General features: G+C 66.6%; 16 protein-coding genes and 1 pseudogene. 3 read left to right on the top strand and 14 right to left on the bottom strand.

What is annotated here, in order from left to right:
• Position 1 precedes the first annotated feature (1 nt).
• The 3 genes and pseudogenes from CSC68_RS05205 to CSC68_RS05195 form a co-directional block, all read right to left on the bottom strand.
• On the bottom strand, positions 2-1,813 hold the full coding sequence (locus tag CSC68_RS05205; RefSeq protein ID WP_162202475.1) for a hypothetical protein: 1,812 nt from the start codon (positions 1,811-1,813) through the stop codon (positions 2-4).
• A 38-nt stretch (positions 1,814-1,851) separates the two neighbouring features.
• Complete coding sequence (locus tag CSC68_RS05200; protein WP_162202474.1) at positions 1,852-3,114, bottom strand: tyrosine-type recombinase/integrase; 1,263 nt, start codon at positions 3,112-3,114, stop codon at positions 1,852-1,854.
• 77 nt (positions 3,115-3,191) lie between these two features.
• Positions 3,192-3,446 (bottom strand): annotated as a pseudogene (locus tag CSC68_RS05195) (PA0069 family radical SAM protein); the annotation flags it as partial.
• 84 nt (positions 3,447-3,530) lie between these two features.
• On the opposite strand from CSC68_RS05195, the gene cls reads away from it, so the two are divergent.
• From cls to CSC68_RS05180, 3 genes are all read left to right on the top strand, one after another.
• Positions 3,531-4,976, top strand: coding sequence for a cardiolipin synthase (gene cls / locus CSC68_RS05190; RefSeq protein ID WP_162202472.1), 1,446 nt, complete (start codon positions 3,531-3,533; stop codon positions 4,974-4,976).
• Between the two features lie 111 nt (positions 4,977-5,087).
• A complete protein-coding gene (locus CSC68_RS05185) occupies positions 5,088-5,363 on the top strand; it encodes a hypothetical protein (protein ID WP_162202471.1) in 276 nt (91 codons plus the stop codon).
• Positions 5,360-6,115 carry a pyridoxine 5'-phosphate synthase gene (locus tag CSC68_RS05180; RefSeq protein WP_162202470.1) on the top strand — a complete coding sequence of 252 codons (756 nt, stop codon included), beginning with the start codon at positions 5,360-5,362 and terminating at the stop codon, positions 6,113-6,115. Before CSC68_RS05185 ends, CSC68_RS05180 begins: the two co-directional genes overlap by 4 nt.
• A 567-nt stretch (positions 6,116-6,682) precedes the next feature.
• Here CSC68_RS05180 and CSC68_RS05175 read toward each other — a convergent pair.
• The 11 genes from CSC68_RS05175 to dnaA form a co-directional block, all read right to left on the bottom strand.
• Positions 6,683-7,093 (bottom strand): ExbD/TolR family protein, encoded by a 411-nt coding sequence (locus tag CSC68_RS05175; RefSeq protein ID WP_162202469.1) that lies wholly within the window; start codon positions 7,091-7,093, stop codon positions 6,683-6,685.
• 3 nt (positions 7,094-7,096) lie between these two features.
• On the bottom strand, positions 7,097-7,522 hold the full coding sequence (locus tag CSC68_RS05170; RefSeq protein WP_162202468.1) for an ExbD/TolR family protein: 426 nt from the start codon (positions 7,520-7,522) through the stop codon (positions 7,097-7,099).
• Positions 7,523-7,564: 42 nt separating this feature from the next.
• Positions 7,565-8,314, bottom strand: a complete 750-nt coding sequence (gene exbB / locus CSC68_RS05165; protein WP_162202467.1) for a TonB-system energizer ExbB — start codon at positions 8,312-8,314, stop codon at positions 7,565-7,567.
• 95 nt (positions 8,315-8,409) lie between these two features.
• Entirely contained in the window at positions 8,410-8,985 is a 576-nt protein-coding gene (locus CSC68_RS05160) for an energy transducer TonB (RefSeq protein ID WP_162202466.1), read from the bottom strand.
• A 130-nt stretch (positions 8,986-9,115) separates the two neighbouring features.
• Complete coding sequence (locus tag CSC68_RS05155; protein ID WP_162202465.1) at positions 9,116-10,285, bottom strand: heme biosynthesis protein HemY; 1,170 nt, start codon at positions 10,283-10,285, stop codon at positions 9,116-9,118.
• Between the two features lie 106 nt (positions 10,286-10,391).
• Positions 10,392-11,198 (bottom strand): M48 family metallopeptidase, encoded by an 807-nt coding sequence (locus CSC68_RS05150; RefSeq protein ID WP_162202525.1) that lies wholly within the window; start codon positions 11,196-11,198, stop codon positions 10,392-10,394.
• Positions 11,199-11,269: 71 nt separating this feature from the next.
• The gene (locus CSC68_RS05145; RefSeq protein ID WP_162202464.1) at positions 11,270-12,091 is read right to left on the bottom strand and encodes a CPBP family intramembrane glutamic endopeptidase; all 822 of its coding nucleotides are present in this window, start codon (positions 12,089-12,091) and stop codon (positions 11,270-11,272) included.
• The gene (gene gyrB / locus CSC68_RS05140; RefSeq protein ID WP_162202463.1) at positions 12,084-14,522 is read right to left on the bottom strand and encodes a DNA topoisomerase (ATP-hydrolyzing) subunit B; all 2,439 of its coding nucleotides are present in this window, start codon (positions 14,520-14,522) and stop codon (positions 12,084-12,086) included. The genes CSC68_RS05145 and gyrB overlap by 8 nt, the downstream gene beginning before the upstream one ends.
• A gap of 81 nt (positions 14,523-14,603) precedes the next feature.
• Positions 14,604-15,734 (bottom strand): DNA replication/repair protein RecF, encoded by a 1,131-nt coding sequence (gene recF / locus CSC68_RS05135; protein ID WP_162202462.1) that lies wholly within the window; start codon positions 15,732-15,734, stop codon positions 14,604-14,606.
• 79 nt (positions 15,735-15,813) lie between these two features.
• On the bottom strand, positions 15,814-16,914 hold the full coding sequence (gene dnaN / locus CSC68_RS05130) for a DNA polymerase III subunit beta (protein WP_162202461.1): 1,101 nt from the start codon (positions 16,912-16,914) through the stop codon (positions 15,814-15,816).
• Positions 16,915-17,189: 275 nt separating this feature from the next.
• Entirely contained in the window at positions 17,190-18,530 is a 1,341-nt protein-coding gene (gene dnaA / locus CSC68_RS05125) for a chromosomal replication initiator protein DnaA (protein WP_162202460.1), read from the bottom strand.
• Between the last annotated feature and the right edge of the window lie 67 nt (positions 18,531-18,597).

Here is an 18,597-nt window from a genome sequence, read left to right as displayed (position 1 = left end):
GTCATTCAATCTCGGGCAGTGGCGGAAGCAATAGCTGGCGCGCGCGCTCCAACGCTTCGGCAGAGGAGGCTCGCGGGATCCACCTATGCGACAGCTCTTCCGATTCCTTCGCAAACTTAATCTTCCACGCCGCGGCTCCCAACGTGGTACGCGCCGCCTCGAATGCCGCCTTTAGCTGGTGGAAGCGTGCGAGTGCATAGCCAATGTCCGGATCGGAAGCTGCCAACGGGCATGTAGGGCAGCGTCCGTAGGCGTCGCACATCCGGCCCTTGCGCTGGCCGAAGAGAGGGCTATCGAATGGATCCAGGCACGTGAACCCAGGGGTCGCCGCCGCTCGCTCGGAGTTTGCACGTCTATGGTCCACCTTGCCATCACTCGTGATCCAGCGCTCTCTGGCGGCTTGAACTCCCGCCAGGGCCTCCGCATCTCGGCGCTGCATTTCCGCTGTTCTGTAGTGAGTGTTAGTGGTCGACACGTCCTTATGGCCGAGTAGGACCCGAAGGGCCAACATGTCCCCGCCTGTAACTTCACTTGCACGCTCAGCGAACGCGAGGCGCATCTCCTGAAGTCCCGTGAATTTCAGCCCGTTTTCCTCACAGTATCGGAGAACGTAGGCTGTCGGATTGAGAACGGCAGATCTCAGCCTCAACGCAAGTGAGTCGACGTGCATTCTCTTATACGAGTTCCTGCCTGCGGCTGCGACGTAGTGAAGCCAAAGATCATCCCTCACCGGATCGGGCGCATTAGCCCTGAGGACTGATGTCCATCGCGTTATGAATTCAATGATCGCGTGAGGCGACAGCCGGGTACCCGTGAGCGCGAAGGAGCGCCTCACGATGGAGCCTGCACGGAGCTTCTCCGCCGAAATGGTCAGCCTCTCCGTGCCCAGGAGGGACCTCAGGACACAGTTGGATAGCCGGAGATGTGCGAGCGGCTGCTGGTTCCATCCACTGTGCGCCGCCATCAGCAGGAAGAATGGCATCAGATCATTAGCGACAGGGTTGATCAGTCGCCGAATTCTTGTGTACCCATGTGCTTCGATGGAGGACCAGATAGGCAGCTTGACTAGCTCTTTCCGCGGAGGGAGCACCCCGTCGTACTCGTCAACTAGATGAGCGACCAGGTCTTCCAGACTTTCCCAGTTGGGGCTTAGGCCAGAGTCGAGTCGTTCGATCGCGCTGTGCAGCCCAGGCAAGAACGAGTCCACCGCATCCATGGTTTGGATTGCTGCATTTGCCGCGAAGAGAAGCGTGGATGCTATGGCATCACGGTCTGGCCTCTTGGTCCTTGTCGGGGCCATGTTCATTCCTGCGAATGGCCGCGACGGGACATCGATCTCGACGGTCGGCTGACCGGACGCCACTTTTACTATTAGAGTTGCAACGTACCTCCAGTAATGCATCCTGGTGGAGTTGGCGTACGGGGTCCCGTCCTCATTAGTGCGTTCTTTCAAAAATGACAAGTAGCGCGTAAGAAGATCACGCGGGAGCTCCAGCCTGTCACTGAAGGACAGTTTTTGGTCGACAAGCCACGGCACAAAGGAGTCGCTAATCGATCTCGAAGCGGTTCGACGCGTCTGCTTGGATGACGTAGCGTGTAGTGAGGCGAAGGCATTGGCGAGTAGCGGAGCGATTCCTCCGATCTTTGTCCAATTCGTCAGGCCCAGGCAGTGAGGGACGTGATCGTTTGCAGTGCGGAAGTGAATCTCCAGCCTTCCATTGTTCTCAAGAAGCGTCCAGGGCGAAGTCGCCTCCCCGCCGTTCATCCTCGCATCGTCTGAGAACCTTGATTTTCCCGAGCCCTTTCGCGGCATGTCTGGTCGCCTTGTCGTGGAACTTCAGCCTTTCGTTGTCACAAGAGTTGCTCCATCGCTTCTGAAAGTTCGGACTCGAACACGTGTGAGCTCCTCAGGTAGATCCGCTCTGTCGTTTCTTGGTATGAATGGCCAAGGACAGCTTGCACGTACTTGCCCGGAGACGCGTCACCGAAGTTTCTGCGTTGTATGTAGGTAAGTAGTGCGAATGTATGACGTAGCGCGTGGATGGTGATTCGGATGGATTTCGCAAGCCTGTGGAGTTCGGGATCGTCACGCATCAGTCGGGCCAGCATCCGCTCGCGTGCACTTGCAAAGATCTTGTTGAAGTATTTTGGAGTGATTGGTCGACCTTTCACGCCGCGGCAGCCCTTTTCGATCACGAACAGATAGCCATGATCAGCAAGCCGACGGTTCTGCTTGATGGCCGTTGAGACGATGTGAGCTCGCACGTTCTGTGCGTAGAAGCGAAGGGCGGTGAGCAGCCAGACAGGGAATGGAACCTGCCTGAGCTTTCTTCCCTTTCCTCGCACTGAGATCGCAATGGAGGTGAAAGGGTCGCGCCCCTCCAAATGGACGTTGACTACTTGCTCGACTCGGAGTGAGCACGCCTCGGCACGTCGGAGACCGGTGTTCAGACAGACCTCGGCCATGAGTCTGCTGACAGATGGTTGCGGCGAGATGACTAGATCCTCATCGACCGAGTTGACCAGCGCTGGCCCCAGCTCGTCGAGTAGGGGCCGAAGCAGGGGGGGTTCGATAGCACGGACCAGCTTGTCGATAGGATCTGCCCGAGGCCCAGGGAGATTCGGAGCGAAGCGCTGTGCGATGCCGCTAGGCGTGGGGCTGCTCTCGATTTTGAACCGATGCCGGAGAAGACCCCTTTCTTGGCAGAACTGCAGAAACCTCGTGACCGATGATCGTCTCCTCAAGACCGTTGACCGCTCGTAGGGTCGCCCGGTCACAGGTGACTTGAGGGTAGTCATGCTGCGCAGGTACTGCTCCAACGCCTCCTCGCCCACGTCGTGGACCCAAAGGCTATGGGCATCCAGGAAGTGGTGGAAGTCCGAAAGATCGTCGACCACCGCCTTGATGGTGTTCTCGGCGCAGATCAGTTCTCTGACTTGAGCCCCGGCCAGATAGGCACTGGTCAAGAAGTCAAAGGCCGGCTGTGCGGGCCGACCACTGGCGCGGGATACCAGAAAGCAGAAGCCGGACGGCAAGTGAACCGGCGACACGATCGCCGCCATGGCACTTAGGCGTCCCCGAGCACTTCTGCGCACCTCGACGTCGTAGTTCATCTCAGTCCGATAATTGTTCACCGCCGGCTTGTATGTCATTGATTCACCTAGCAGGTGTGAGGACGTTGTCAGGGCAGTGACATACCGTGCTCGCAGCCGCGGTAGGGATTGACCGACTGGGAGAAGCCGACGTCGGGCGAGTTGTTGCGGGTGATGATGCTGCGCGCGGTCTCCTCGTGGACCTGGGTGCGCGGGCGCAGCGGGTCCGGGCCGGACTCGGTGTCGGCCTCCGGGGGCGCCCAGCCGTCGTCCACCGCCTCGGTGGTGGTGGTCTCGAACCGGCCCGGCAGGTAGCCGCGCGCGCCGCGTCCCTTGATCGCAGGTCCGTGCATGGTCCAAGCCTGCCATGGCGCCGTCTCAGCCCCTGCGACGGCATCCTCATCCCGCGCCGCACCAGGCCCGCCTAGAATCCGCGCATGTCAGACCTCCTCGATAGCGCCTGGCAGGCGCTCAGCTCGATCCCCCACATCGGCCTCTACCTGGTCGTGGCCTGGCTGCTGTACATCCCCTGGCTGGTGGCCTGGGTCGTGCTGCAGAAGCGCGAGCCGGTCGCCACCCTCAGCTGGGTGCTGTCCCTGGCCCTGCTGCCCTACATCGGCTTCCTCATCTATTTCCTGCTCGGGCCGCAGCGCATCACCCGGCAGCGTTTGCGACGCGGGCGCACCCGCTCGGGCATGGGCCACTATTCGGCGATCTGCCCGGCCGACGACAGCGCGGTGGAGCTTGCACGCGTGGCCCAGTCCACCACGGGATTGCCGCCGTCCACCGCCACCCGGGTGGACTGGCTGGTCGATGGCCATGCGACCTACTCCGCGCTGCTGGAAGCCATCTCCAGGGCGCGCCACCACATCCACCTCGAGTACTACATCTGCCGTCCCGACCAGACCGGCGGACGCCTGCTCGAGGCGCTGGTCGAGCGCGCGCGCGCCGGCGTCGAGGTGCGCCTGCTGCTGGATGCCGTCGGCTCCGGTCCGCTGCGCGACCGCCATCTCAGGCCATTGGTCGAGGCCGGTGGCCAGTTCTGCTGGTTCCACCCGACGAAGTTCCGGCCATTCACCCGGCCGTGGCTGAACATGCGCAACCACCGCAAGATCGTGGTGATCGACGGTGCGCTGGGCTTCATCGGCGGGATCAACATCACCGACGACCACGACGAGACCATCGCCGGACGCCCCTTCCGCGACCTGCACATGCGAGTGGAGGGCGAAGTGGTGCGCAGCATGCAGCTGGCCTTCGTCGAGGACTGGATCTACGCCGACTGCTGCGAGCCGACGCGGTTCGGCGACGCCGCCTACTGGCCCGAGTCCGCGCGCGGGCGGATCTTCGCGCAGCTGCTGGTATCCGGCCCGGATTCGTCCTGGGAGGCGATCCACCGCCTGCAGGTGGCCGCGATCCACGAGGCGCGCCGGCGCGTCTGGCTGGCGACCCCGTATTTCGTGCCCGGCGAGGCAGCACGCATGGCCCTGACCTCGGCCGCACTGGGCGGGCTGGACGTGCGCCTGCTGGTGCCGCGGCGCACCGACTCGCTGCTGGTCACCCTGGCGGCGCGTTCATACTTCGACGAACTGCTCAAGGCCGGCGTCCGGGTGTACGAGTACGGCCCGCGCATGCTCCATACCAAGGCCCTGGTGGCGGACGACGACCTGTGCATGGTCGGCAGCGCCAATTTCGACCATCGCAGCTTCCGGCTCAACTTCGAGGCCTCGATGATGCTGCGCGACCGCGAGGTGTGCGCCGGACTCGCCACCCTGCTGGAAGGCGAGATGGAACAGTCCGCGAGGGTGCGCCTGGACCGTCCGATGGGCCTGTGGCGGCACCGCCTGCCGGAAGCCTTCGCGCGCCTGCTGTCGCCGGTGCTGTAGGCGACGGGCGGGCCCGCTGGCGGATGCGCGGCATGGCCGGCCGGCGCGGGAGGCGGCATCATGGCCTACGCCGGGGCGCACGGGAGGCGCCGTCACCTGCGGAGAATCGCTATGCACTGGCTGTACCTGCTGCTGGCCATCGGTGCCCTGATGCTCGCCATCACCACCCGTAGCGGTGGCATGCTCATGCTCTGGCTGCTGGCGACCGTCGGCTTCCTGCTGGCCTGGGTGGTGGGCTGGTATCGCAACCGGATCGGCGAGGTCAGCCGCGAGGAAGTGGCCATGGTCGACCCGGTCGAGCTGCACCGCCTGCGCCAGCTGGCCGAGCAGCGCCGGCGCGAAGCGGCGGCCCAGGCTGCCGCGGGCGAAGAGCCGCAGGCGCGATGACCCGGCTGAGCGTCAACGTCAACAAGGTCGCGGTGCTGCGCAACTCGCGCGGCGGCCGCGAACCGGACGTGCTGGCGGCCGCCCGCGCCTGCCTGGCGGCCGGCGCGCACGGCATCACCGTGCATCCGCGCCCGGACCGGCGCCATATCGTGGCCGAGGACCTGCCGCCCCTGGCCGAAGCAGTGGCCGCGCACGGCGTGGAACTGAACATCGAGGGCAACCCCTTCGCGCCGCCGCGCGCCGGGTATCCGGGCCTGCTGGCGCTGTGCGAGCAGGTGCGCCCGGCCCAGGTCACCCTGGTACCGGACAGCGACGGCCAGCTGACCTCCGACCACGGCTTCGACCTGGCCGGCGACCTGGCTGCCCTGGTTGACCAGGTGGCCGGCTTCACGGCCCTGGGCGCCCGCGTCAGCCTGTTCGTGGATGCCGGCAATCCCAGGGTCGAGCGCGTCGCCGAATGCGGGGCCCAGCGCATCGAGATCTACACCGGTCCCTATGCCGACGCCCATGCCTCAGGCGATGCCGGTGCCGCCATCGCCGCCTGCGCGGATACCGCCAGGCGTGCGCAGGCGGCCGGACTGGGGGTCAATGCCGGCCACGACCTGTCCCAGGCCAACCTCGGCCCGTTCCTCGCCGGCGTTCCGGGTGTCGAGGAGGTCTCGATCGGCCATGCCTTGATCGGCGAAGCCCTTTACGCAGGCCTGGACGCGACGGTCAGGGCCTATCTGGAGATCCTCGCCCGCCACGGCTGAGGGCGACCGGCCTGGCACCGCCTTCCATCCGGTGGTGGTTGGCAGCCTGTTCCGGTTCCGCCTGGCACGGATCCAGCCGCCCGCATCGGACGCGCAGGGCAACCGGGTCCGGTGCGGGCGGCATGGAGTCCGGCAGCCGATGTTCCACGTGGCCGAACCCTCGCAGCAGCGTACGGTGCCGCTTCCACATCGACCGGTCTGAGGCGCGGAGCCCGGGAGGCCGGCTCCCGTCGCGGCAGCCACCGTACCGCGGCTGCGCACCTTCATCGATGCGATCCGGGAAGCGACGGGGGAAGGAACGGACAGGTAGCGCAACCCACCAGCAGCGGTCGCGGACCGGGCCGGGTCCAATGGCGTCCGGCGGACGATCACCCTTGCGCGGCCGCTGCACGTACCAGCCCGGCCAGACGGCTACGCGCGCTCCGATCGACACGCTGCCCCGGGCCGGATCCGGCCAGGTCCGGTGCACGGCCATCCCGAAACGAAAAACGCCGCCCCGGAGGGCGGCGTTCTTCCAGTATCCAGGCGACCCGGCCGCTGCAGGAGGCAGGGCCGCCAGGCACCGTTTTACTGCACGAAGTTGATCTTCTTCATGTCCGCGTTCTTCGCCGCGGCCAGCACACGCGTCAGTACTTCGTACTGCGAGTCGCCGCTGGCATCGATGCGCAGCTCCGGCTGGTTGGTCGGATCACGCTGCACCTCGGTCTCCATCATCTGCTGGAGGTTGGCCAGGGCAACCGGGCCATTGTTCCAGTAGACCTGGTTGGAGGCGTCGATGCGCAGGTCGATCGGCGGCGGCGGTTCACGCGTGACCGGCGGCGGGTTGATCACCCGCTGCGGCAGGGCCACTTCGATCGGATAGGTCATGATCGGAGCGGTCACGATGAAGATGATCAGCAGGACCAGCATCACGTCGATCAGAGGCGTGACGTTGATCTCCGCCATTGGGCCCTTGTTGCCACCCGTACTGAAAGCCATGGGTTACTGCCCCTTCTCTTTGGTGGCGACAAAACCGATGTCGAGCATGCCCTGACCCTGGGCCACCTTGATGACATCCTGGATGATGCCGGTACGGGTGGTGCGGTCCGCGCGCAGGTTCAGCGGCGGCTGCGGGGTCTGCTGGGCAACGCTGGACAGCCTCGACTCCATCACCTCGCGGGTGATCGGCTCGTCGTTCCAAAAGAGCGAACCGTCCTCCGTCACCGCGATGGTGATCGGCATCAGGCGTTCGTTCTCTTCGTCGTGCGAGCGGACCAGGTTGGCCTCGGGCAGCTCGACCTTCACCTTATGCGCCATGAGCGGCGCGGTGATGATGAAGATGATGAGCAGCACCAGCATCACGTCCACGAGGGGCGTGACGTTGATGTCGTTCATCGGACCGCTGCTGTTGTCGGAACTGAAGGCCATGGGGCTCTCCGTCTAGTGCAGGAACGACGCTTCGGTACCGGCTCAGCGCACGCGCGAGCCGGTGGCGAAGAAGTCGTGCAGGTCGTGAGCGAACGCGTCGAACTTGGCGATCGTGGCGCTGTTGATCTTGCTGAAGAAGTTGAAGGCGAACACGGCCGGGATCGCGACGAACAGGCCGATCGCGGTCATGATCAGCGCCTCGCCCACCGGGCCGGCGACGGCGTCGATCGAGGCCGAACCGGTCGCACCGATCTTGATCAGGGCGCCGTAGATGCCCCACACGGTACCCAGCAGACCGACGAACGGAGCGGTCGCACCGACGGTGGCCAGCAGCACCATGCCCGACTGCAGCTTGGCGCTCTCGCGGGTCACGGCCTGGCGCAGGGCGCGGTCGACGAACTCGGAGCGGGTCAGGGTCTCGCCCAGGCCGCCGGCCTCGGAACGCTGGTGGTGGGCAGCCGCCTGGGCGGCATCCAGGGCGATCTTCGAGAACGGCTCGCTGCGCGGCTGCTCTTCCATCACGCGGATGGCTTCCTGGGCGTTCGGGGCTTCCCAGAAGGCGTTGACCACGCGGTCGGCCGCCGACTTCAGGCGCATGTTCTTGATGGCGTTGAAGATGGTCCAGTACCAGGACGCGGCCGACATCAGGACCAGGGTCATGAGCACGATCCAGGAGACCGCGAACTCACCCGGCTTGGTGGTCATTTCGTGGAGCAGATGGTCGAAGCCCATCTGGTTCAGACCGGCGGCGTTGCCCCCGGCGGCGGCGGCGATGAAGAGTTCCTGCAGCATGACGCTTACCTTTGTTTGGATTGGTGGTGAGGTAGAAGGAAGGCGGAAACGTAGGCCCGGCTACCGCGGCGGCGGACCGCCGCGGGGTTCGGACATCAACCCAAGGTGAAGTTCACCGGGACCCGGACGCGACCGGCCGACTTCTGGCCGCCCACGGTTGCGGGATTGAAGCGCCACTTGCGAGCCGCTTCGATCGCGGCACGGTCGAGGTCGCGGTTACGACTGGACTTCTCGACCGTGACATTCGTTACGTTGCCATTGGCGTCGACGTCGATGACCAGGATGACCTCGCCCTCGATACCGGCACGCGCGGCGGCGGGCGGGTAACGCGGCGGATTCATGTTCTTGGACGAGATGTCCACGCTCGCCGCGATGTCCGCGACCGGCGCCGGCGGGGCCGGCGGCGACGGCTCCTGGAACACGTCGGTCGGACGCGGTTCCGGGACGTCGATCGGCGGAGCCTCCGGCGGCGGCGGAGCATCCACCAGCGTCACCAGGATCGCGCGCTCCTTTTCCTTTTCGGCTTTCGGCGCGACGGCGGGAATCAGCAGCAACATCAGCGCCGCCAGATGAAGCGCGATGACGAACGCGATGCCGATGATGCGCGGCCAGCTTAGCCCGCTGTCCTCGGTTTCTTCGTAGTTCCTGTGGACGACCAGTTGTTCAGTCATTGCGCCAATGGCTCGATTGTGAGGCTGGAACCTGGCGGTTCCGTGATGCACGGTGAAAACCGCATGAACCGCCAAGCATATACCAATACCGCAGCCCTGTGCCTAGGGCGCGGCGCGTCCCGGAAGGGGGTTATTTCATGTTGATGATCTTGCGGGCGTCCTCGGGCTTCCTGATGCCCTTGGCCAGCGCCTGCTGGGCCGCCTGCTTGGCTTCGGGCATCCGGCCTTCCTGCCACAGCACGCGGGCCAGGTTCAGGTAGGTCTCGCCGTCCTTGGACATCGGAGCCGCCTTCTGCCACTGCTCGATGGCCTGCGGGATCTGGTCGCTGTAGTAGTAGGACTGGGCCAGGGCCAGGTGGGTCTGGTAGTCCGACTTCAGCAGGCCCTTCTGCATGCCCTCGTTGATCACCGCGATCACGTCCTTCTCGCGGCCATCCATGTTGGCATAGGTGATGTAAAGCTGGCGATATTCACGCTCTTCGGTCAGCTGGCCGGCGGCGCGCAGCTTCTCCAGCACCGCGGCGGCCTTGTCCATCTGGTCGGCCTGGGCGTAGACGGTGGCCAGGTTGGTCTGGGCCTTCTTGTCCGCGGGGTTCTTGGCGGCCAGGCGCTCGGCCAGCGCGATCGCCTCGGCGTGCTGGTTGGCCTCGGCGTAGCACGCCATCAGCAGCTGGATCCAGGTGTCCTTGGGCTCCGGGGTGGCCTCGACCGCCTGCTTCAGCACCGGGATCGCCTCCTGGAAGCGATCGGCCTGGTACAGGGCCTGGCCCTTCAGGACCAGGTCCTCCGGCTTGGTCGAGCCGGTCTCGGACAGGTAGCGGTCGAGGGTGGCCAGGCCCGGCTCGATCTCGTCGTCGGCCAGCTGCAGCTGGGCCAGCATCAGCATGGCCTGGTAGTGGTTGTTGTTCTCCAGGCCGTTGTTCTCCAGCGCCTGCTGCAGGTACGCCTTGGCGGCAGCGTTGTCATCCAGGTTGTAGGAAGCCTGGGCCGCGAGCTGCGCGGACAGCGACTTGTCGTAGGCGTTGCCATCCGCGGAGGCCAGGATCTCGTCGGCAAGGACGCGGGTCTGCGCGTTGTCGTCCTTGTTGTAGACGTCGATCAGCTTCTGGAGTTTCTTGCCCAGCCTGGTCGACGGCTTCAGCCCCGGCTCCTGGCGGCTCGCCTGCGGAAACAGCTGCTCGGCCTTCTGCGACTTCTTGCCCCCGCGGGACTGGGCGGACGCATCGTCCACCGCCACCACGCCACCAAGGGCGGCGGCGACGAAGATCGACAGGACGGCGTGCTTGCTGCGGAATTTCATGGATCACCTCTTTCATGCCACCGGTGGTCGGTGGCGGATCGGGTCGGCAAACCTAACAGAACCAGCCTCAATACGGAAAGCACCGGAACCGAACGTTAGGAAGATGTTATGGGCTGCAACGTGGTGTACGCCCCGCGTTCCGCGCCGCCTGGTAGGTGCCCTGCAGGGCAGGCGCCCGCTGGCGCAGGGTGGCGATGCGGTTCTGCGGATCCGGATGGGTGGACATCCATTCGGGCTGGCGGCTGCCGGATTCGGCAATCATGTTTTCCCACAGGTTGACCGCCTGGGCCGGGTCGAAGCCGGCCTGCGCCATGAGCTGCTGGCCGATCTCGTCGGACTCGGTCTCCTGCGTGCGTGAGAACGGCAGGAGCAGGCCCAGGTTGGCGAGCGTGCTGCCGCCCTGGGTAACCATCTGCGACGCGCCCTGCCCGTAGCGCGCGCCGGCGACCGCACCGAGGACGCCCAGCACGCCGGTCGTCGCCGCCTGGCGGGATACGCGCTCGTTGGTATGGCGGGCGTAGACGTGGCCGATCTCGTGGCCAATCACCGCGGCCAGCTGGTCCTGGTTCTTCGCGACCTTGAACATTCCCGTGTGCACGCCGACCTTGCCCCCCGGCAGCGCGAAGGCGTTCGGCGAATCATCGACGAAGACCGCCGTCTCCCAAGGCAGCGAGCGCCAGTCCGGCGGCAGCTGCGCGACCAGCGCCTGGACCACGCACTGCACGTAGGCCGACTGCTGGCCGCCGCTGAGGGTCTGCTGCTTGGCCTTCATCTCGTTGAAGGCCTGCGCGCCGACCTGGTTGAGCTCGGCGTCCGAGTAGGCCATGTACTGTTTGCGGCCGGTTGGCGAAGTCGTGCTCGCACACGCCACCAGGGCCGCCGCCACTGCGGCCGCAAGCATCCACTGTTTCATGATCCCGCCCTTGGTTGGTTCCACGGAAAGTTTCTTCGTGCAGGGCTTAACTTTTCGTCAAGCCGGGCGTCTCAGGCCAGGCCGTGCACCAGCAGCACGATGCCGTTGTTGATCGCGTGCGCGCCGATCGAGGCCCACAGCGTGCCGGTGCGCCAGTACAGCCAGGCGAACACCGCGCCCATGCCCGCGTAGACCACCAGCAGCATCGCCACCGCCAGCGGCGGATTGGCGCTGAGCCCGGGGACCTCGTGCATCAGGGCGAAGGCGGCGCTGCTGAGCACGATGCCCAGCCAGGGGCGGCCGGCATCGAGGAAGCGGCCGAACAGGACGCGGCGGAACAGCAGCTCCTCGTAGCACGGTGCCAGCACCACGGCGAACAGGACCAGGAATACCGGCCAGCGCCGCGCGGCCTCGTCGACCAGGGCCAGGTTCGAGGGCACCGCATCAGCACCGGCGAGCGTCAGCAGCCAGCTGGCCAGCGAGCTGCCGGCGAAGACCAGGACGCCCGCGAAAGCGGCCAGGGACCAGGTACCACGGCGGCATGCCGCCTCGAACGAAAGGCGGCGATCGGCCGCGGTGGCCGGGCGTCGCCAGAAGTACAGCAGGGCGGCGGCGGCGGACATGCCGACGATGGCCGCGAGCATCTGCGCCAGGGCCCCCGGCTCGCCGACCGCGCGGCCAAGCGTGGCCGCGTCGGTGGCCCCCAGTTCGCGGGTGACGGCCAGCGCCCGCCACATGCCCCAGCCGAGCATGACCGCGGCGGTGCCGGCCAGCAGGACCACCACGGAAACCGACAGGTCCAGCACGAACCCGCCCAGCACGCGCGGCAACCTTGCCGGCCGCGGACTGCCCGCGGCCGGCGGCACGGACGGCGCCGCGACCGGATCAGACATCGAGGTTGGCGACCTTCAATGCGTTGTTTTCGATGAACTCGCGGCGCGGCTCGACCACGTCGCCCATCAGCGTGCTGAAGATCTGGTCGGCGGCCACCGCGTCCTCGATGCGCACGCGCAGCAGGCGACGGGTGTCCGGGTTGACCGTGGTCTCCCACAGCTGCTCGGGGTTCATTTCGCCCAGGCCCTTGAAGCGCTGGATCTGGCGGCCCTTCTTGGCCTCTTCCATCAGCCAGGCCTGGGCCTCGGCGAAGTTCGCCACCGGCTGCGAACGGTTGCCGCGGACGACCTGGGCGCCCTCGCGCACCAGCCCGTGCAGCAGCACCGCCGCATCGTGCAGAGGACGCAGCTCGCCGCTCTCGAACACCGACAGCGGCAGCACCTGCTGCACTTCCTCGCCCATGTGCCGGCGGACCAGGCGCAGCGCGGCCGGACGGTCTTCCAGCGCCGGCAGCAGCTCGAGGCTGAAGCGCGGGGTGCCGAGCTTGCCGCGGTTGAGGCGCGCTTCCAGCGCCTTGAGCTCGGCCGCGCCTTCCGGATTGCGGGCAAGGTGCTCGGTATCCAGCGGGGCGAAGTCGATCAGCGCCTCCAGCAGCATCGGGTCGAAGCGGTGCGCGCTGCGCTCGATGGTGTCGCGCGCGGCCGAATACGCCAGCAGCAGCTTCTCCAGCGCCTCGCCGGTGATCGGCGGCTCGCCGTCGGCGGGCACCAGGGCGGCGTTGTCGACCGCGCTGCTGGCCAGGTAGGCGTCCAGCGCCGCGTCGTCCTTCAGGTAAAGCTCCTGCTTGCCCTGCTTGATCTTGTACAGCGGCGGCAGGCCGATGTAGACGTGGCCGCGCTCCAGCAGCTCCGGCATCTGCCGGTAGAAGAACGTCAGCAGCAGGGTGCGGATGTGGGAGCCGTCCACGTCCGCGTCGGTCATGATGATGATGCGGTGGTAGCGCAGCTTGTCCGGGTTGTACTCGTCCTTGCCGATGCCGGTGCCCAGCGCGGTGATCAGGGTGCCGACCTCGGCCGAGGACAGCATGCGGTCGAACCGCGCGCGTTCCACGTTGAGGATCTTGCCGCGCAGCGGCAGCACGGCCTGGTTCTTGCGGTTGCGGCCCTGCTTGGCCGAGCCACCCGCCGAGTCGCCCTCGACGATGAACAATTCAGAAAGCGCGGGATCCTTCTCTTGGCAGTCGGCCAGCTTGCCCGGCAGGCCGGCGATGTCCAGCGCGCCCTTGCGGCGGGTCAGTTCGCGCGCCTTGCGCGCGGCCTCGCGGGCGCGGGCGGCGTCGACGACCTTCTCGACGATGGCCTTCGCTTCCTGCGGGTGTTCTTGCAGGAATTCCTCCAGGCGGGCGCCGAAGGTGTTCTCCACCGCCGGCTTGACCTCCGAGCTCACCAGCTTCTCCTTGGTCTGGCTGGAGAAGCTCGGATCCGGGACCTTCACCGACAGCACCGCGATCATGCCCTCGCGCATGTCGTCGCCGGAGAAGCTGACCTTGGCCTGCTTGGCCAGCCCGTTCTGCTCGATGTAGTTGGTGAGCGTGCGGGTCAGCGCCGCGCGGAAACCGGCCAGGTGGGTACCACCGTCCTTCTGCGGGATGTTGTTGGTGAAGCAGAACATCGTTTCCTGGTAGGCGTCGGTCCACTGCAGGGCGACCTCCACCACGATGCCGTTGTACTCGCCGCTGACCGCGATCACGTTCGGGTGCAGCGGGGTCTTCAGCTGGGCCAGGTGCTCGACGAAGCTGCGGATGCCGCCCTCGTACTGGAACGTATCCTGGCGGCCCTCGCCGCGCTCGTCGACCAGGGTGATCTTGACCCCGGAGTTCAGGAACGAGAGCTCGCGCAGGCGACGCGCCAGGATCTCGTAGTGGAACTCGACGTCGGTGAAGATCTCCTTGGCCGGCTTGAAGCGCAGGGTGGTGCCGCGCTTGTCGGACGGCTCGAGCTGCTTGAGCGGGTACAGCGGCTCGCCCAGCGAGTACTCCTGCTGCCAGTGGAAGCCGTCGCGCCAGATATCCAGCCACAGGTGCTCGGACAGGGCGTTGACCACCGACACGCCGACGCCGTGCAGGCCGCCGGAAACCTTGTAGCTGTTGTCGTCGAACTTGCCGCCGGCGTGCAGCACGGTGAGGATCACCTCGGCCGCCGAACGCCCCTCTTCCTTGTGGATGTCGACCGGGATGCCGCGCCCGTTGTCGGACACGGCGACCGAGCCGTCCTCCAGGATCCGGACCACGATGTCGTTGGCATGGCCCGCCAGCGCCTCGTCGATCGAGTTGTCGACCACCTCGAACACCATGTGGTGCAGGCCGGTGCCGTCGTGGACGTCGCCGATGTACATGCCCGGGCGCTTGCGCACGGCCTCCAGGCCCCGCAGCACGGTGATCTTGCTGGAGTCGTAGGTACCGGGGGTGGTGCTTGGGGTCTGTTCGCTCATGCCTTCGCCGCAATCGGAAGCCGGGCCGCACGCCCTTTCAGGGGGGCGACCGGAGGTGGCTGTGGGTGACAGCCGATTATATCAGGCCCCGCCCCCGGGCCCCGGAACGCCGTCCAACGGGGCGATGGAGCCCTGTTCCACGTGGAACACGGACATGGCCAGCCCCTGGATGGACTCAACGGCCGGAGGCGTTTCGGTCGCGGTGACCAGGATCTGCACCCCCGGCTGTCCCGCCAGGAAGGCCAGCACGCGCTGCTGGTGCCCGCGATCCAGCTCCGATGGCAGGTCGTCCAGCGCCATCACCGGCCAGTGGCCGCGCCGGCGGGCGAAATCCCGGGCCTGGGCCATCAGCATGGCCATCGCCGCCAGCTTGGTCTGGCCGCGCGACAGGGCGTCCCTGCCCGGCAGCCCGACGAAGCCCAGGCGCCAGTCGGCGCGGTGCGGGCCCACTCCGGTGTAACCGAGGGCCCGGTCACGCTCGCGCCCCAGCAGCAGCGCATCGGCCAGGGAAAGCTCGCTCCGCCGCCATCCCGGCTGGAACTCGAGCCCCTGCAACTGCAGCGAATCCGACAGCTGGCGCGCCGTATCCAGAACCTGCGGTTCGAGCTGGGCCAGGTAGGCCTCGCGGTGCGCGGTCAGCGCTTCCCCCGCCTCGGACAGCTCATGGTCCCAGGCGTCCAGCTGGGCATTGCCGCCGCCGGACTTGAGCAGCGCGTTGCGCTGCCGCAGCGCCCGGGCGTAGCGGCGCCATGGCCCGAGGAACTCCTGTTCCACGTGGAACAGGCCCCAGTCCATGAAACGGCGCCGGTTGTCCGCGGCTCCTGAAATCAGTGCATGGCTCCCGGGCTCGAACGTCACCACGGCCAACGCGGCGCAGAGCTCGCCCAGCTGGGCGACATCCTGCCCGTCCAGCCGGCCAGTCCAGCTGTCTCCAGCGTGCCGGAGGCCCGCACGACGCAGGCCGGTCACCCCTACCCCGTCCGCCTGCTCCCATTGCACGAAGACCTCAAGCGCATCCGCGCCGTCCCGGACCAGTCCATCACGGACACGGCCACGGAAGCTGCGCCCATAGGCCATCAGGTGCAGGGCCTCCAGGACGCTGGTCTTGCCCGCGCCGTTTGATCCCAACAGCAGGTTCAGGCCGGGACCCGGCTCAAGCGCGGTCTCGTGGAAACGCCGGAAGTCGCGCAGCTGGACCCGGGTCACCCGCATCGCAGGTTCCCCAATGCAAGACGCCCGGCATCGGCCGGGCGTCCTCCAGGTTCCACGTGGAACACGGCGCAACCCACGGTCAGAGACGCAGCGGCATTACAACGTGGCGGCACTTGTCGCTGCCCGCCTCGCGCACCAGGGCCGAGGAGTTGGCATCGCGCAGGGCAATGACGATGTGCTCGTCGCGCAGTGCACCCAGCGCGTCCAGCAGGTAGTTCACGTTGAAGCCGATCGCCAGCCCGTCGACCTTGGTCTCGGCCTCGATCTCCTCCTGGGCCTCCTCCTGCTCCGGGTTGTGGGCGTTGATCTTCAGCTGCCCGGGCGAGATCTCGACGCGGACGCCACGATACTTCTCGTTCGACAGGATCGCGGCGCGCTGCAGGGCGGCACGGATTACCTCGCGGTCCACGCGCACTTCCTTCTCCGCGCCGATCGGGATCACGGCCTCGTAGTCGGGGAACCGCCCGTCGATCAGCTTGGAAGTGAAGCTGACATCGTCGCGCTTGACCCGGATATGGCTGCGGCCCACTTCCAGTTCCAGGGTGCGGTCGCCGCCTTCCAGCAGGCGCTGCAGCTCGGTCACGCCCTTGCGCGGGACGATGATCTGGCGCTTGGTCCCGACCGGCTGCTCCAGGGGAGCCTCGCACAGGGCCAGGCGGTGGCCGTCGGTGGCCACGCAACGCAGGCTCTGCTCGCGCAGGTCGAACAGCAGGCCGTTGAGGTAATAGCGGACGTCCTGCTGGGCCATGGCGAACGCGGTGCGCTCGATCAGCTCCTTCAGCGCGGCTTCCGGAACGCTGATGCGTTCGGTGGCCTCGACCTCGTCGACGGACGGGAAATCGTTGGCCGGCAGGGTCGCCAGCGAGAAGCGGCTGCGTCCGGCCTGCACCGTGACCTTGTCGCCGGAGAGGCTGATGGTCACCCGGCTGCCGTCAGGCAGCGCACGCACGATTTCGAACAGCTTGCGCGCCGGGATGGTGATCTCGCCGTTCTCCGCGTCGTCGACCGGGGCACGGGCAATCATTTCGACTTCCAGGTCGGTGCCGGTCAGCGAGAGCTGCCCGTCCTGCACCTGGACCAGGAAATTGGCGAGAACCGGCAGGGTCTGCCGCCGTTCGACCACGTTGACGACCTGGGCCAAAGGCTTGAGCAGGGCTTCGCGCTGGAGAGTGAAACGCATGGATTCCGTGCCTCTACGCTTTTAAAGAGATGTGGAATAAATCTGAAAGCGGTGGTGCTGGAGGGCGCCGAAGCCTGTGGAAAACTATAGCAACCCGTTGTTTTTGAAAGCTTTTTCTTGAGGACAAACCTTGCGGGAAAGTCCCCGGGCAATCCGGGACAAGCTGTGGATGGTTTTGGGACCTGGATTCTGTCCCCTGCTTATCCCCAGCCTGCCCCCGTTTTGCGCCCAATTTACCCCAGCTCGGTCCACCGCAGCCTGCGGCCGCGGCCGGATCACTCGCTGAGCTTGCGGATGAGCTTGTCCCAGTCCTCGCGCAGCTTGCCGTCGGTCTCCATCAGGGTGCGGATCTGGCGGCAGGCGTGCAGCACGGTGGTGTGGTCGCGGCCGGCGAAGGCGTCGCCGATTTCCGGCAGCGAATGCTCGGTCAGCTCCTTGGTCAGGGCCATCGCCACCTGGCGCGGGCGCGCCAGCGAGCGCGTACGGCGCTTGGACAGCAGGTCCTTGACCTGGAGGCCGTAGTAGTCGGCCACGGTCTTCTGGATGTTGGGGATGCCGATGGCCTGCTGCTGGGCGCGCAGCAGGTCGCGCAGGGTCTCCTGGGCGAACTCGACGCTGATCGTGCGGCCGGTGAAGTTGGCCCGCGCGGCCAGGGTGTTGAGCGCACCCTCCAGGTCGCGCACGTTGGAGCGCATCTTCTTGGCCAGCAGGAACGCGACCTCGTCCGGCACCTCGGTGCCGCGCTCGCGCGCCTTGGCCAGCACGATCGCCGCGCGGGTCTCGAAGTCCGGCGGGTCGATCGCCACCGACAGGCCCCAGGCCAGGCGCGACTTCAGCCGCGGCTCCAGGCCGTCCACCTCCCGCGGGTAGCGGTCGCAGGTCATGATGATCTGCTGCCGGCTGTCGAACAGCGCGTTGAAGGTGTGGAAGAACTCCTCCTGGGTGCGGTCCTTGCCGGCGAAGAACTGGATGTCGTCGATCAGCAGCGCGTCGATCTGCTGGAACTGGCGCTTGAACTGGTCGGCGGTCTTCTCCTGCAGCGAGCGGAAGAAGGCGTTGTAGAACTGCTCCGAGCGCAGGTACAGCACGCGCGCGCCCGGATTGAGGCGACGCATCTCGTTGCCGGCGGCGAACATCAGGTGGGTCTTGCCCAGGCCGGTCCCGCCGTACAACAGCAGCGGGTTGTGTTGGCGGTCGCCCGGCTTCTGCGCCGCCTGCCAGGCCGCGGCACGGCCGAGCTGGTTGGACCGGCCTTCGACGAAGTTCTCGAAGGTGTAGTGCGGATCCAGGTTGCCGTTGAACGGTTCGGAGGGCACGGCGCGCGGCGCGGAGGCCGGCAGGTGCACCGCCGGGGCCGCGGCCGGCGCCGGTTCCGGCGCCTTCGGCCGCGAGCCGATCTCCAGCTGGACGTTCAGGTGGCCGGCGAAGTGCTGGGCCAGCTCGCGGATGCGGGCCAGGTAGCGGTCGCGCACCTGTTCGACGATGAAGGCATTGGGGGCGTAGAGGACGACGCCGTCCGGGCGCTCCTCGGCCTGCAGGGGTTTGAGCCAGGTATGGACGTCCTCGGCCGGAAGTTCGGCTTCGAGGCGTTCCAGACAGCGGGGCCAGGCATCCATCAGAAAGGCAAAGCTCGTCGGGCGATGGCCGCGCCGCCGCAAGCGTCGCCGGGCCACCGCATGGGTC

Origin of the sequence: Pseudoxanthomonas suwonensis, assembly GCF_010093235.1 — a bacterium.
GTDB classification, from domain to species: domain Bacteria; phylum Pseudomonadota; class Gammaproteobacteria; order Xanthomonadales; family Xanthomonadaceae; genus Pseudoxanthomonas; species Pseudoxanthomonas suwonensis.
The sequence above is the reverse complement of the archived record's forward strand: the minus strand, read 5'-3'. Positions and strand labels throughout refer to the sequence as shown.